The 13,782-nt window shown below is 49.3% G+C and carries 14 protein-coding genes; 6 read left to right on the forward strand and 8 right to left on the reverse strand.

Annotation, left to right across the window (positions count from 1 at the left end):
- Positions 1–123 precede the first annotated feature (123 nt).
- Positions 124–606, forward strand: coding sequence for a methylated-DNA--[protein]-cysteine S-methyltransferase (locus FFS57_RS10720; protein ID WP_137937784.1), 483 nt, complete (start codon positions 124–126; stop codon positions 604–606).
- Positions 578–1,480: a site-specific tyrosine recombinase XerD gene (gene xerD / locus FFS57_RS10725; protein ID WP_137937785.1), complete on the forward strand. Its 903-nt coding sequence runs from the start codon at positions 578–580 to the stop codon at positions 1,478–1,480. The genes FFS57_RS10720 and xerD overlap by 29 nt, the downstream gene beginning before the upstream one ends.
- 48 nt (positions 1,481–1,528) lie before the next feature.
- Here xerD and clpA read toward each other — a convergent pair whose 3' ends face one another.
- From clpA to ftsY, 6 genes are all read right to left on the reverse strand, one after another.
- Positions 1,529–3,823: an ATP-dependent Clp protease ATP-binding subunit ClpA gene (gene clpA / locus FFS57_RS10730; protein WP_137937786.1), complete on the reverse strand. Its 2,295-nt coding sequence runs from the start codon at positions 3,821–3,823 to the stop codon at positions 1,529–1,531.
- Between the two features lie 3 nt (positions 3,824–3,826).
- Complete coding sequence (gene clpS, locus FFS57_RS10735; protein WP_137937787.1) at positions 3,827–4,135, reverse strand: ATP-dependent Clp protease adapter ClpS; 309 nt, start codon at positions 4,133–4,135, stop codon at positions 3,827–3,829.
- A gap of 280 nt (positions 4,136–4,415) precedes the next feature.
- Positions 4,416–5,282 (reverse strand): RNA polymerase sigma factor RpoH, encoded by an 867-nt coding sequence (rpoH, locus tag FFS57_RS10740; protein WP_137937788.1) that lies wholly within the window; start codon positions 5,280–5,282, stop codon positions 4,416–4,418.
- 112 nt (positions 5,283–5,394) lie between these two features.
- Entirely contained in the window at positions 5,395–6,297 is a 903-nt protein-coding gene (ftsX, locus tag FFS57_RS10745) for a permease-like cell division protein FtsX (protein ID WP_137937789.1), read from the reverse strand.
- Positions 6,294–6,947: a cell division ATP-binding protein FtsE gene (gene ftsE / locus FFS57_RS10750; protein ID WP_137937790.1), complete on the reverse strand. Its 654-nt coding sequence runs from the start codon at positions 6,945–6,947 to the stop codon at positions 6,294–6,296. Before ftsE ends, ftsX begins: the two co-directional genes overlap by 4 nt.
- The gene (gene ftsY, locus FFS57_RS10755) at positions 6,944–8,218 is read right to left on the reverse strand and encodes a signal recognition particle-docking protein FtsY (protein WP_137937791.1); all 1,275 of its coding nucleotides are present in this window, start codon (positions 8,216–8,218) and stop codon (positions 6,944–6,946) included. Before ftsY ends, ftsE begins: the two co-directional genes overlap by 4 nt.
- A 246-nt stretch (positions 8,219–8,464) precedes the next feature.
- Here ftsY and rsmD point away from each other — a divergent pair, with 246 nt between their 5' ends.
- The 4 genes from rsmD (at position 8,465) to FFS57_RS10775 (ending at position 11,956) form a co-directional block, all read left to right on the forward strand.
- Positions 8,465–9,025, forward strand: a complete 561-nt coding sequence (gene rsmD / locus FFS57_RS10760) for a 16S rRNA (guanine(966)-N(2))-methyltransferase RsmD (protein WP_137937792.1) — start codon at positions 8,465–8,467, stop codon at positions 9,023–9,025.
- A gap of 74 nt (positions 9,026–9,099) precedes the next feature.
- Positions 9,100–9,348, forward strand: a complete 249-nt coding sequence (locus FFS57_RS10765) for a YfhL family 4Fe-4S dicluster ferredoxin (protein WP_137937793.1) — start codon at positions 9,100–9,102, stop codon at positions 9,346–9,348.
- A gap of 145 nt (positions 9,349–9,493) precedes the next feature.
- A complete protein-coding gene (locus tag FFS57_RS10770; RefSeq protein WP_137937794.1) occupies positions 9,494–10,144 on the forward strand; it encodes a hypothetical protein in 651 nt (216 codons plus the stop codon).
- Positions 10,145–10,561: 417 nt separating this feature from the next.
- Positions 10,562–11,956, forward strand: a complete 1,395-nt coding sequence (locus tag FFS57_RS10775) for a cation:proton antiporter domain-containing protein (protein WP_171013832.1) — start codon at positions 10,562–10,564, stop codon at positions 11,954–11,956.
- 182 nt (positions 11,957–12,138) lie between these two features.
- On the opposite strand, the gene FFS57_RS10780 is transcribed toward FFS57_RS10775, so the two are convergent.
- Positions 12,139–12,579, reverse strand: coding sequence for a YbjQ family protein (locus FFS57_RS10780; protein WP_137937796.1), 441 nt, complete (start codon positions 12,577–12,579; stop codon positions 12,139–12,141).
- A 172-nt stretch (positions 12,580–12,751) separates the two neighbouring features.
- Positions 12,752–13,102, reverse strand: a complete 351-nt coding sequence (locus FFS57_RS10785; RefSeq protein ID WP_137937797.1) for a Mor transcription activator family protein — start codon at positions 13,100–13,102, stop codon at positions 12,752–12,754.
- Between the last annotated feature and the right edge of the window lie 680 nt (positions 13,103–13,782).

A 13,782-nucleotide genomic window follows, 5' to 3' on the forward strand; every position in this document is an offset into this window, starting at 1 on the left:
TTATTTCGAAAATGCCAAGATCAAGTACGTCGCTTGATCAATACTTGATTACCGGGTAAATAGTGGAATTTCTATTTGAGTCCGTATGACTAACAGAACAGCTATGGGTTGAATTCAAGTGCTATGCAAAAAGAATATCAGGCAATTCTTGAGATGCCAGTGACCAAGCTGGGCATTAAGACTGATCAACATGTATTGAAAGGGATCGATTTTTTGCCACTTGATACTGCAATCCTTGCTCCCTGTACGGCAATAGCTGAGGGAGTTTGTCAACAATTGCAGTGCTATTTAGAGGATTCAAGCTTTGTATTTGATTTACCACTACAGCTGACGGGGACGGCTTTTCAACAACAAGTATGGCATGCCATAGGTGATGTGCCTGCAGGCCAGACTCAGAGTTATGCTATGCTGGCCGCGAAGATTGGTAGTGTTGCAAGAGCTGTAGGTCAAGCATGTGGTGCCAATCCAATTCCACTGATTATTCCATGCCACCGAATTGTGGCTCAGTATGGTGTCGGTGGGTTTAGTCATCAAACAGCCGGAACCATGCTGACTATTAAGCAATGGTTACTTTGGCATGAAGGGTTGGCTGATTTTGTTGGATGAGTTTATCGATAGCCTCTTGCTGGAAGAGGGGCTATCGTCAAATACATTGCAAGCTTATCGGCGGGATCTGAGCCAATTTGAAAATTGGCTTCTGGCACGACAGGTCGTTTCGCTTATTGAGGCGAACGAGGTTGATCTTGAGCGATACCTTGGTTATTTGAATCGTGAACGTCAAGCTAAGGCAAGCTCAGTTGCCCGATTTGTTTCTAGTGCCAAACGTTTCTATCGCTATTGCATGATATATGGGAAGTTGACACGTGACCCTACTTTGCGACTTGAAGCGCCAACAAATCGACGACATTTGCCAAAAGTGTTGACGGAAAGCCAGGTGGATGGTTTGCTTGAAGCACCAGATGTAACGGATACGTTAGGTTTGCGCGATAAAGCAATGCTGGAAGTTATGTATGCGACTGGTTTGCGAGTGTCGGAATTGGTAGGGCTACAGCTTGCACATGTCTCCCTAAGTGAAGGAACGGTAGCAACGGTGGGTAAGGGGGGGAAGCCAAGATTGGTCCCGCTTGGTGAAGAAGCAGTGTTTTGGATTCAGCGCTATTTGTCGGATGCCCGTATGTCCCTGATGCCACTGGGCGGATCGTCTGTACTATTCTTGACCATTCGAGGCGAAGTGATGACGCGACAGATGTTCTGGTTGCTGGTCAAGCGCTATGCTGTGGCAGCTGGTATTGACAGCAGCGCGATTTCACCCCATACGATCCGTCATGCCTTTGCAACGCATCTATTGAATCATGGCGCGGATCTACGAGTTGTACAAATGTTACTTGGCCATGCCGACATCTCTACTACGCAAATCTATACACATGTGGCGAGAGAGCGGCTGAAGCAACTGCATTTAGTGCATCATCCGCGTGGATAACTAACAAGCCACATTCGACGTGGCTTGTTAGTTGCATTGTGGAATTACTTAAGGGTTGGTTGGCACGGGCTCGGAGTCAGCAGTAGATTGAATATCCAACTTTACATCTACATCATTCTCTATATCAACCGTGACACTTCCACCGCTAGCCAGACGGCCGAACAGTAGCTCATCAGCCAAGGCTTTGCGGATGGTATCCTGAATCAACCGTTGCATTGGCCGAGCACCCATCAATGGATCAAAACCATGTTTGGCAAGATATTTCCGCATTTGATCCGAGAAGTGAATTTCGACTTTCTTTTCATGCAATTGTGCTTCCAACTGCAATAAGAATTTATCAACTACTCGCAAGATTACATCTTCATCCAAGCCGTTGAAATGAATGATGGCATCCAAACGATTACGGAATTCCGGTGTGAACAGACGTTTGATATCCTGCATTTCATCGCCAGTCTGCTTCTGATTGGTAAAGCCCATGGTTGGCTTGGAAAGTGATTCTGCCCCCGCATTGGTGGTCATGATAATAATGACGTTACGGAAATCGGCTTTTCTGCCATTGTTATCGGTCAACGTGCCATGATCCATCACTTGTAACAGCACATTATAGATATCTGGATGGGCTTTTTCGATTTCATCCAGCAGTAGTACCGAGTAAGGATGCTTGGTAATTTGCTCCGTCAGCAAGCCACCTTGTTCAAAGCCAACATATCCTGGTGGGGCGCCAATTAATCGGCTGACTGCATGTCGTTCCATATATTCAGACATGTCAAATCGGATCAGCTCAATACCTAGCGTGAAAGCCAGTTGACGAGCCACTTCAGTTTTTCCGACACCGGTCGGACCGCTGAATAGGAAATTGCCAATCGGTTTTTGTGGATTGCCTAAACCTGATCGGGCCATCTTGATGGCCGCTGCCAGCGCGTCAATAGCTTTATCTTGCCCAAATACAACGTTCTTCAGATCACGATCCAGCGTTTTCAGTGAATTCCGATCATCTGACGAGACATTTTTAGGAGGAATCCGTGCAATCTTTGCAATGATTTCTTCGATTTCTGTCTTGCCAATGGTTCGCTTCTGCTTGGATTTAGGGAGAATACGTTGTGCTGCTCCTGCTTCATCAATCACATCAATAGCCTTGTCGGGTAGGTGACGATCATTGATAAATCGAGCAGACAGTTCTGCAGCCGTTGTCAACGCCGAGGCGGTGTACTTCACACCATGGTGTTCTTCAAAGCGTGATTTCAAGCCTTTCAGAATTTCGACGGTTTGATCAACTGTTGGCTCGTTCACATCAATCTTCTGAAAGCGACGTGAAAGTGCGTGATCTTTCTCAAAGACACCACGGAACTCATTGTAAGTCGTTGCGCCAATGCACCGCAGTGTACCGTTGGATAATGCGGGTTTCAGTAGATTGGATGCGTCCAGTGTTCCACCGGACGCAGCACCTGCTCCAACTAGAGTATGAATTTCATCAATGAACAGAACCGCATGTGGGTCAGCTGTCAGCTGCTTGATCACGGCTTTTAGACGTTGTTCAAAGTCGCCACGGTACTTAGTACCTGCTAACAATGCTCCCATGTCCAGGGCATAGACTGTCGAGCGGGATAATACCTCCGGCACTTCGCCTTCCACAATTCGCTTGGCCAAGCCTTCTGCAATAGCTGTTTTGCCAACGCCAGCCTCGCCGACCAAGAGTGGATTGTTCTTACGGCGGCGACAGAGCACTTGGATAACGCGCTCTACTTCAAGCTCACGGCCAATCAGGGGGTCAATTTTGCCGGCTGAAGCCTGCGAATTCAGATTCTGGGTATAGTTTTCCAGCGCGCCAGATGTTCCACTTTCCTGTTCAGCTTCCTGTTCATTGTCTTGTTTTGCACTGCTGGCAGAAGGAGTTTGATCTTTGCTGCTATTTGCCTTCGTGATGCCATGAGAAATGAAGTTCACTACATCAAGCCGCGTGACACCTTGCTGATGCAAGAAAAACACCGCATGAGAATCTTTTTCACCGAAGATAGCGACCAAGACATTCGCCCCATTGACTTCCTTCTTGCCAGACGATTGAACATGCAGGATGGCACGTTGAATGACGCGTTGGAAGCCGAGTGTTGGCTGTGTATCAACTTCTTCACTGCCAGACACGATCGGTGTGTGTTCGTTGATGAACTGAGTCAGACTCTTTTTAAGTTCATCCATATTGACAGCACAAGCGCGTAACACCTCCGCCGCCGTTGGGTTATCCAGCATGGCTAGAAGGAGATGCTCCACCGTAATGAATTCGTGGCGTTTTTGCCGCGCATCCATGAAAGCCATGTGTAATGTAACTTCAAGTTCCTGGGCAATCATTGATCAGTTTTCCTCCATTACACACTGCAGCGGGTGCTGATGTTCGCGTGCGCACTCCAACACCTGATCTACCTTGGTCGCAGCAATATCTTTGGGAAAAATCCCGCAGATGCCACGCCCTTCGGTATGGACTTTGAGCATCACTCTTGTTGCTTGTTCACGTCCCATATGAAAAAACTGCTGCAAGATCAAAACGACGAATTCCATCGGCGTGTAATCGTCGTTAAGAAGCACCACCTTATACATCGCAGGTGGCTTGAGCTTGCTTTTCTCTGGGGCAAGCAGGGAATCATCATTGAGCTGGGTCGACATGACTGCAAGTACTACCGGACTGTGTATAAACTTACCACACTATGCTACGTGCATGCGAAACAAAAAATCACCGTCGGGTACCAGCACAATATATTCGTGCCCACTTATTTTTATTTTGGCCCGACAGGCTAATTTTTCAAGGTGGTTTTGCAAATATAAAAACTTGTCAAAACAATGATTTGTTCTAGTCGACTGATTCTAAACGGAGTGTTTGCCATGTGCAATCCGTGAAGAAAACAAAGGCGGGGTATTGCCCCGCCTTATTACACCAATCATTGCTTCAAGCATAACTCGGCAATGCCTGTAAGGCTGACTTCATTTTTTGTAAGGCTTTGACTTCAATTTGGCGAATCCGCTCTGCGGACACGCCAAACTCTGCGGCGAGATCATGCAAAGTTTTCCCTTCACCATCATCTGCCAACCAGCGTGCCTCGACAATACGGCGACTACGCTCATCTAGGCTCAATAATGCAAGCTCTAAGCCGTCACCCTGCATATGATCAATTGCCAAACGTTCAATCTTACGGCTAGGCTCATTGTCTTCGTCAGCCAGCCAGTCGATCGGAGCGTAGGTGTCTTCACCATCGTCATGTGTGCCTTCCAGCGCAACATCCTGGCCGGACATGCGCATTTCCATTTCCAGCACTTCTTCAGGCTTTACTCCCAACTGTTCAGCAATGTCCTTCGCTTCTTTATGAGTAAGGCTATTGAAGCTGGATTTAAGGCTGCGCAGGTTGAAGAATAATTTGCGCTGGGATTTGGTGGTAGCTACTTTGACCAAACGCCAGTTCTTCAGGATGAATTCATGGATCTCCGCTTTGATCCAATGTACTGCAAAGGAGAACAAGCGTACCCCCCGGTTGGGTTCAAATCGCTTGACTGCCTTCATCAGCCCAATATTACCTTCTTGAATGAGGTCGGCTTGCGGAAGGCCGTAACCAGCATAGCCACGAGCGATCGTCACAACCACTCGTAGGTGGGACATTACCAACTGGCGGGCTGCGCTTAAGTCACTGTCCCGCTGTAGACGCTCGGCAAGCTCTGTTTCTTCCTCTTGCGACAGCATGGGAATGCTGTTCACAGTCTGGATATAGTGTTCCAGGCTGCTTGCGTTGGATAAAACGGGCAAAGCCATCGTTGCGGTCATGTTTGAGATTCCTCCTAAAGCACAGTTTAGCACTCTGCGCATGAGACTGCTAATGTAACGCTAAAGTTCAGTGAATGTGATTGAAATTATCAATGCTTGGTATCAGCTACGTCTATGAAGGATTGAGCTGACGAAGAAATCGATTCACCGACCAGACTGCCCCCCCCCAGCACAACAATCCGGTAATGGAGATGGCAGTCAGCATGTGAACTGGTGAAGGTAGGATCAGGGTGAAATTACTGCCATAACTTTGGGCAATGTCAATGACGGAAGGCTGAAACCGAGTAATCGCCAACGCCACAATGCCACAGCCAAGCAGGCCACCCAAGAAGCCTTGCAGGAGACCAAAGTAGCTGAATGGGCGACGGATGAATTGGTTGGTGCCACCAATCAATTTTGTGATTTCGATTTCCTCTCGTCGCGTCAGCACCTGCATGCGAATAGTATTGCCAGTCAAAATAACGAGAGCTGTGGCCAAACCGATTGCTAGCATCCATGCAAAGCGCTCTCCAAACTGAATTGCAGCAGCTAGGCGATGTGTCCATTCTGCGTCGTAGACCAGATGATCAACAGTCGGCTCAGCTTTGAGTCGCGTGAGTAGTTTTTCCAACACTCCCGCTTCAGTAGTACTGGGTGTTAGGTGAATGACGTTGGGGAACGGGTTACTGGGTAGCGCATCCAGCACTTCACCTAGCCCACGTTGTTTCATGTCGGCCATTGCTTGATCGCGTGAAATGATGTCGACTTTGAGGATGCCAGGTAGGGCCACTAACTTGGCTTTCAGCCCGGGGTCAACTTGTTCGTCTGTACTTTGTTTCAAATAGAGTGTGATGCGGTTTTGTTGTGGCAGGTTGTCACCCAAGCGTGCTGCGTTGTCAAGCAAAGTGTAAAGGCCTAGCGGTAGGCTAAGTGCAATGCTGATGACGATTGCATTCAACAATGTGCTCGCTGGAGCCCGGCGTATCTGACCAAGCGCTTGACATAATGCGGCGGTTTGTACTGCAAACCAGTTCATTGACTGAGCCCCCCATTTTTCAGTCGCAGCACGCGATGTGGGCGGTTTTTAAGAAAGCCTTCGTCATGGGTGGAAAGCACAACTGTGACACCTACCTGATTGAACGACTCGAACAAATCCATGATGTCTTCTGCATAGGCATGGTCGAGGTTACCCGTAGGCTCATCAGCCAATACGATGCTGGGTCGATGCACAATGGCGCGTGCGATGCAAAGCCGTTGTTGCTCACCACCGGATAGGTGGATTGGATTGACACCTGCACGTTCCAGTAAGCCAACGCGATCCAGTGCGGCGCGTGCGCGTTTGCCAGCATCACTGGATGTAAAGCCGATAATGTTCAGTGGCAACAATACATTGTCGAGGACGGTTCGATCAAACAGTAGTTTGTGATCTTGAAAGATCAGACCCAGGTTACGGCGCAGATAGGGTAGGGCCGCCTCTTTCAGTTGTCCTACGTTCTGTCCGTTGACGACAACACTACCAGTCGTTGGGCGCTCAATACCGGCTATCAACTTCAGTAAAGTGGACTTGCCAGCACCAGAATGGCCAGACAGCAGTACCATTTCCCCTTTGTCGATTTCGAAGCTGATGTTCTTGAGCGCTTCATAGCCACCGGGATAGCGCTTGACAACTTGGCTGAACTGGATCATTCGTTGAACATCGCTTCTGAGTAATCGCGGGCAGAAAATGGGCGCAGGTCATCGATTTGTTCACCGACACCAATGAAGCGAACGGGTACCGGGCGTTGCTTGGCAATGGCTGCGATCACACCGCCCTTGGCAGTGCCATCCAGCTTGGTGACAACTAGGCCGGTGAGCCCCAGTGCATCATCGAATGCCTTGACCTGGCTAAGTGCGTTTTGACCGGTGTTGGCATCCAGCACCAGCAGAATCTCGTGTGGGCCAGTAGGGTCAGCTTTTTGAATGACACGTTTGACTTTTTTGATTTCTTCCATTAGATGCAATTGGGTCGGCAAACGACCTGCTGTGTCAGCGAGAACAATATCAATGCCGCGAGCTCTTGCGGCATTGATTGCATCGAAGATCACTGCTGCGGAATCTCCAGATTCCTGTGCGATGACCGTTACGCCATTGCGCTCTCCCCAGGCAATCAATTGTTCACGTGCTGCGGCACGAAAGGTATCGCCAGCGGCCAATAGCACTTTTTTGCCCTGCAATTGGTAATACTTGGCCAATTTGCCTATGGACGTTGTTTTGCCTGCGCCGTTCACGCCAGCCAACATGATGATGAATGGGTTGGCGGTCGAAACATCCAGTGGTTTTTCCAGTGGTTGAATCAACTCGGTAAATGATTGCTGTAACGCATTGCGCAATTGCTCGGCATCATCCAGATTTTGTTTGGCAACACGAGTTCGAATGTCTTCTAGTAGGTGCGTTGTGGCATCCACGCCAACATCACCGGTCAGTAAAATGGTTTCCAGTTCCTCATACAGATCTTCATCAATTTTGCGGCCACGGAACAACGTCGTGAACTGCTTGCCCAACTGAGTACGGGTTTTCGCCAAACCTTGCTTTAGCCGATTGAGCCAACCAGGTTTACTGTCATCTGCCGGTATGTTCGCTTCGATAGTGATGGCGGGTTGCGCCAACAGGGCAGGTGTTTCCAGATTGCCCAATGTTGGTGCCAAATCGGATGCCGGGGTGCTGAATGTGGTTGGAACTTGTGCTGTAAGGATGGTAGGTTCGACAACGGACCCTGGTGCCGTAACGACTGGCGGTACAGGTTCGCTGATGGCTGGTGCGACCTGCTCCGCTGACATGGTCTGGTCTGCAGCTGACACGGTGGTCGTGGGCGTAACGTCCGGTCCCGGTGCGGGTTGTTGTTCGGGGGGAGCGGATGCGGGTGTTGGGGCCGCAGCCTTGTTTTTGTCTCGTTTGAACAGATCGAAGAAACGTTGCATGGCATTCTGCTGGGTTGAGTCGGGTATAATTTTACCCGTTTATTGGGATTGATCCCATGTTGGGATGATCCCGAGCCGATTCCTTGACCTATTTTCAGTTGGCAGCGACAACTTGACACCGAATGGCCTCAGACGCTGAATACCGTCAAACCTGAAATAGGATCAATGCGATTCTATCCCGTTTTCAACCGCTTGCGCCGTGTTAGTCAATGGTTGGCAAGTGGTTTTGTTCACAGCGAAAGTCACATGTATCGCAATAAGGTCAGAATTATCGGGGGTGAATGGAAACGCCGCCAGATTACTTTCCCAGATCATCAAGGTTTGCGTCCAACACCTGATCGGGTGCGGGAGACGTTGTTCAACTGGCTAGGGCAGGATTTGACAGGCCTGCGCTGCCTGGATTTGTTTGCTGGCAGTGGTGCATTGGGATTGGAAGCAGCTTCTCGTATGGCGGCGCACGTCAGTATGGTTGAGTTATCTCGGGAAGTGGTTCAAGCCATCCAACTGAATGTGCGGCACTTGGGCGCGTGTAATGTAGAGGTGATTCAATCAGATGCTGTGCGCTACATCACGCATTGCTTTGACCGATTCGATGTGATTTTTCTGGATCCACCCTTTAAGAGCGACTTGCTGAAGGCTGTGCTGCCATTGGCGACCAAACGTGCCAATTCAAGTGGTTTGATCTACATCGAATGTGCAGTACTACCGGATCTACCGGTTGGATGGCAGGTCCGTCGACAAAGCAAAGCGGGGCTGGTGAATTATGTGCTGCTTGAACAGTCGAATTCAGAAGAATCAATGGCATAACTAAGTAATGACCCTGTTTGCACTCGCTGACAGGTCATGACAAAATGCAGATATGAATAGTTGAGGATTTTACTATGGCTTTAATGATTACCGACGAGTGCATCAATTGCGATGTATGTGAACCGGAATGCCCGAATAGTGCCATTTCGCAAGGGCCGGAAATCTATGTGATTGACCCGAGTCTGTGTACCGAATGTGTGGGCCATTATGATGAGCCGCAATGTCAACAGGTCTGCCCGGTCGATTGTATTCCACACAGCCCGGATCACGTCGAGACACAGGACCAGTTGCATGCGAAATATGTCCGCATTCATGGTAGTTGAGTTGATCAAAATGGTTTCCTGTTGAATCTAGGGCGAGGCGATTTGTCTCGCTTACTGCTTTTAGCTGTTTTTTATCTTCTTGCCTTCTCTTTCTGGTGTAAGTTTTGCTGGTGACTGAGCTCCAATCATCATATGGGAGACAGCCATGCAAACCCAAGCCGTATCTCCAAAGTCGATCCTTGCTTATCAGCGGCCTGCTGAGACGCGACATACAACACCAGCTATATCATCCGCCACGAGAGGGATTGCAGTCGGTGAGCCTGTGGTGATCAGCCAGGATGGGCGTCTGTTGAACATGCAGGACAAGCTTGCTGATCTGGGTCCTTTGGTGTTGCCCACACGAGAATCAGTGGCGAAGCAAATGAAGGATGTCCGCGAGGCATTGATGTATCGGTTGCGAGAGGCTGGTATTCCGACAAATGCCAAGTTCATACTGCAAGAGCAATTTGATGGTTCGCTCCAAGCAGAGGGCCAGAATGCGGATAAAATCAATCAGATGCTGGCCATGCAGCCTGAGCTGGCAAACCATCTGCACGATGGCATGGTACAAAGCAGCATGCTGGCAGTGTTCGAAATGGCAGCAGCAGGAACTGAAGCATGGTACCGCTTGGGTAATCAGGCAACTGGCGCTGTTGCTTATCAATGGTTGCAGTTAATGCAAAATTCGTTCAAATCGATCGAAACTGCTGGTAGTCGTTTGGAATGGAATGGCGACGCCCTATCGTCACCTGCTGTGGCCAAAATGCAGGAGATTCTTGCCGGTGCACCGGTTGACTTGGGATTTGGTGTGGCCTGATACGGCAGTTTTTTCCGGATATGGCAGGGCGAATAAGACTCAGAGCCCTGCAAGAACATTTGGTTTCTTGTTGCTGACCAAGTCCTCTATTGTTTGAATTTATATCTTTTATGAAACAATGACTTAATATTTTTAAGTTAAAGCTTCAAAGTGCTGGATCAATAGTGGTATTGCATTTGTTTGCACGCCTGTGCATTGCTGTGCAAAGTCACCACTAACTCACTGATTATTCACATATGTACGATGAATTTGTCAGCATTCAACCGTTTTCCCTGTTCTTTTGATGATCTCCATCTGGTCTGATTAATGTATTCCCCAGGTCGAGCTCAAGGGGGATGCGACAAGTTGCCAGAAGTGCGGGGTGAACTGTCATCGGCACGGACGAGTGGTAAATGGGATAATCGTCGATTTGACGCAATGAATGATGGATATACCATGTTGGATGGATTGAAAAAGCCACTGCATACCAAGTGGCTGCCAGTGATATTGCTATTGCCGCTATTGGTTGCTGTGGCCTTGCTCTATCTGCAGGTGCCGGCCCCTATGAATGCAGAAGTGACCGTTGGCAAAGCTGCGACTGTTGTGGATGAGTACGCACTGATTCGCTTTTTGCTGCAATTGGTGACGATATTGGCTGTTTCTCGATTGTTGGGGCGCCTGTGCCGCCACATTGGGCAGCCGCAAGTGGTGGGGGAGATGGCCGCTGGTATCCTGCTCGGTCCGACCTTGTTTGGACAATGGGCTCCTGCCTTGTCGCACTGGCTATTCCCCGCAGCTCAACTGGTTTCGTTGAGTGCTGTCAGCCAGGTTGGGCTGGTGCTATTCATGTTTGTCATTGGTTTGGAGATGGATCTGCGCGCCCTGCGTCAAACATCACGGCCTGCACTTGTGGTGGCCATTGGTGCATTGACCCTGCCGTTTGCCTGTGGCATCGGCTTGGCGCACGTGCTGTATCCCGCCTTTGGCAATGCGGCAATTGGCTTTCATGGTTTTGCGTTGTTTATTGGTGTGGCATGCAGTGCCACGGCATTTCCGGTATTGGCGCGAATTCTGCGTGATGCAGGTCTGGCTCGTGCGACCTTGGGCACCATGGCCCTGTCGAGTGCAGCGGTGATCGATATCATAGTCTGGATTGCACTGAGTGTTGTTGTGGCCATGGTCAATGCCCGTACCGATGACTTGTCGGTATGGGTCATGATCGGTGGTGCACTGGCTTATCTGGCTGTCATGGTGGGATTAGTGCGGCCGCTTCTGGCCTGGGTGGTCAACTGCCGGGCCGGTGCGGCAGAGTTTACTCACGACTGGTTGGCACTGGTGTTGGTGTTGTTGTTCTGTTCAGCTGTGGCAACTGAGTGGCTGGGTATCCATGCACTGTTTGGCGCATTTGTGGCCGGTATTGTCATGCCACGTATCAAAGGACAGGCTGAAGGGCTGGTAGAGCGCTTCGAAGACCTGACTTTAGTATTGTTCGTCCCTATCTTTTTTGTGTTCACTGGACTCAGAACCGATATGCAGGCGTTGCTGCATATCGACATGTTGCCTTATGTATTGTTGGTGATTACGGGAGCTACCATGGCCAAGGTGGTTGGGGCTGGGCTGGCAGCCTATCTGGCAGGTATTGCGAAACGTGAAAGCTGGGCGTTGGGTATATTACTGAACACCCGGGGATTGGTTGAGCTGGTGATCTTGAATATCGGGTTGGATATTGGTGTGATCTCACCACCATTGTTTACGGTGCTGGTATTGATGACGATTGTGACAACTTGCATGACCAGCCCGATCTTGCAGCGTCTGGTAGCACGTGAATCGTGACATACTGGGTGCCCTGCTTCGGCACCCGGCATACGTTTGGAATCTGTTCAATGCTTTATTGAGCGACCGGGGTTTATATGCTGCTCAATATCCTCATGTGTTACCCATGTATTTCGGTTTTTTAGCTGTATTTCACCCTGCGGTAGCCATTCATCACAGATCTTGAACAGATGCTCAGTGTATTACGAAGCAACTTTTACCAGTTTGCCCCTGATGGCGACACCGGACATGATCGAGCCGTCGTGACACTCGTATTCATTAGTACTGCTGAATTCGTTCTTCTTGTAGTAGCTCACGACATTGATGACCGCGTTGGCGCCCAGTGTTTTGGCTTTGTCCTGAAATGCCTGTAAAGCAGCCAGTAGTGCCCATTGGCAGGCTTCTTCTGGTGTTTTGCCAACAGAATTGGTTTTGCGATTGGAAATGTCGACCGCAAATTCTTCGACTACCTTGGGGGATTTTTGTTTGCCCCAATAAAACTTGACTGAACCATCCAGTTTGTCTTTGAAATTCTGGCTATTCATAGCGGCTTCAATCGGCAAGTGTAATGCGTCATCCCTGGCGTAGCTGAAACTGGTGACGGATAGCAGACTGGCGGCAAGTAAGGCAGTGGATATCTTCATATTGCAGTTCTTTCAATGTTGGTCAATCAAGGTGAATATCTGAAGGGCTGCAATTATGTCTAATTCCAATGGCATGCCGCCAGTAGTTTTTTTAATCTGATAGGCAAGCAAACTGTGATGAGGTGGATCGGCCAGTGGTTGAATCGGTTGGTAGGCCGATCACTGTGGGTACCTATTGAAGCGTTTTGCGATTTGACATGGCTATTTCGCGTTCACGCACCGTTTTGACAATCTTGTAAATCCATTGCAAAGACACGCCGTACTTGCGTGCCAGCTCAGCATGGTTGGTACCGGTAAATTCCTGGTAGATCAGTTGATCGCGTTCCGATATGCGCTGTGTCAATCCCATGGGAAAATAAACATTTTGTCCGCCCCAGTGGCTTGCCATGCGTTCAGCGATCTCCCAACCCACCTGTTCGGAATGGGCTTGATCCAGTTTGGCGAGTTCAACCAGCGAAGCGGCGACGTGTTGAGCGAGGTCGACGAGCAATTCTGGCCCTTTACTGCGGAAGGATCCCTTCATGCGTGCTCCTTTTTGTTTTGGTTTCTGTTATTACACATGGCCGGTAGGCTGGTTGAATCAGGCGAGGCCATGGACGTCTGGTGCTTTTCATGTGTTGCAACCAAGTGGTCGGGTTGAGTAACCAGGGCAAGGTATGATCCACCTTGCCCTGATCGCCGAGCCGGCATGGCTGTTGCAAAATTGTGTCGCTCGGCAAGTGGACCGGGCTACGTAAGGTGTTGTCATCATGAGGGACAAAAATTTTTGGATGTAGGTTTGCCGACCCGGCTGCATTGTCGCTAAGGCTTGTATAGCCGCCATTTGCGGCCAGCCGGAGCGGCGGAAGATAACGATTTGTGACGTTGAACGTTGCCTCCTCAGCATGGTATGTGGATGATGTCAGCCTGCCAATTGCATAAGTGTTAGCCCGGTTTGAAACGGACAAAGAGGATGGTTTGTTGCGGTAATGACAGGCCTTTCTGCTGACTGAGAGTCGATAGGTTAAATTATTGTATTGGATAGTTATTCATAGACTGTCAGCATAGCGATATTGTATGCCAAGAATGATTTAACTGTCAAAATATACAGTATGTGGTGGCGATTGATCGAGCCTACAGCGGTGATAGCCAGACGGATCTTGCCGGTAAGCTTGGGATCAGCCGCGAGATCCTCCACGATTGGAAGATGCTACCTACTGAGAG

It is taken from the genome of Chitinivorax sp. B (assembly GCF_005503445.1).
In the GTDB taxonomy this organism is placed as follows: domain Bacteria; phylum Pseudomonadota; class Gammaproteobacteria; order Burkholderiales; family SCOH01; genus Chitinivorax.

What these genes read in the sequence shown, in the direction of transcription:
- FFS57_RS10770 (WP_137937794.1), top strand. Translation starts at nt 9,494, where the DNA reads ATGCAAACCCAAGCCGTATCTCCAAAGTCGATCCTTGCTTATCAGCGG.
- ftsX (WP_137937789.1), bottom strand. Translation starts at nt 6,297, where the DNA reads ATGAACTGGTTTGCAGTACAAACCGCCGCATTATGTCAAGCGCTTGGT.
- FFS57_RS10765 (WP_137937793.1), top strand. Translation starts at nt 9,100, where the DNA reads ATGGCTTTAATGATTACCGACGAGTGCATCAATTGCGATGTATGTGAA.
- xerD (WP_137937785.1), top strand. Translation starts at nt 578, where the DNA reads ATGAAGGGTTGGCTGATTTTGTTGGATGAGTTTATCGATAGCCTCTTG.
- FFS57_RS10775 (WP_171013832.1), top strand. Translation starts at nt 10,562, where the DNA reads ATGAATGATGGATATACCATGTTGGATGGATTGAAAAAGCCACTGCAT.
- rpoH (WP_137937788.1), bottom strand. Translation starts at nt 5,282, where the DNA reads ATGACCGCAACGATGGCTTTGCCCGTTTTATCCAACGCAAGCAGCCTG.
- ftsY (WP_137937791.1), bottom strand. Translation starts at nt 8,218, where the DNA reads ATGCAACGTTTCTTCGATCTGTTCAAACGAGACAAAAACAAGGCTGCG.
- rsmD (WP_137937792.1), top strand. Translation starts at nt 8,465, where the DNA reads ATGTATCGCAATAAGGTCAGAATTATCGGGGGTGAATGGAAACGCCGC.
- FFS57_RS10720 (WP_137937784.1), top strand. Translation starts at nt 124, where the DNA reads ATGCAAAAAGAATATCAGGCAATTCTTGAGATGCCAGTGACCAAGCTG.
- FFS57_RS10780 (WP_137937796.1), bottom strand. Translation starts at nt 12,579, where the DNA reads ATGAAGATATCCACTGCCTTACTTGCCGCCAGTCTGCTATCCGTCACC.
- clpA (WP_137937786.1), bottom strand. Translation starts at nt 3,823, where the DNA reads ATGATTGCCCAGGAACTTGAAGTTACATTACACATGGCTTTCATGGAT.
- ftsE (WP_137937790.1), bottom strand. Translation starts at nt 6,947, where the DNA reads ATGATCCAGTTCAGCCAAGTTGTCAAGCGCTATCCCGGTGGCTATGAA.
- FFS57_RS10785 (WP_137937797.1), bottom strand. Translation starts at nt 13,102, where the DNA reads ATGAAGGGATCCTTCCGCAGTAAAGGGCCAGAATTGCTCGTCGACCTC.
- clpS (WP_137937787.1), bottom strand. Translation starts at nt 4,135, where the DNA reads ATGTCGACCCAGCTCAATGATGATTCCCTGCTTGCCCCAGAGAAAAGC.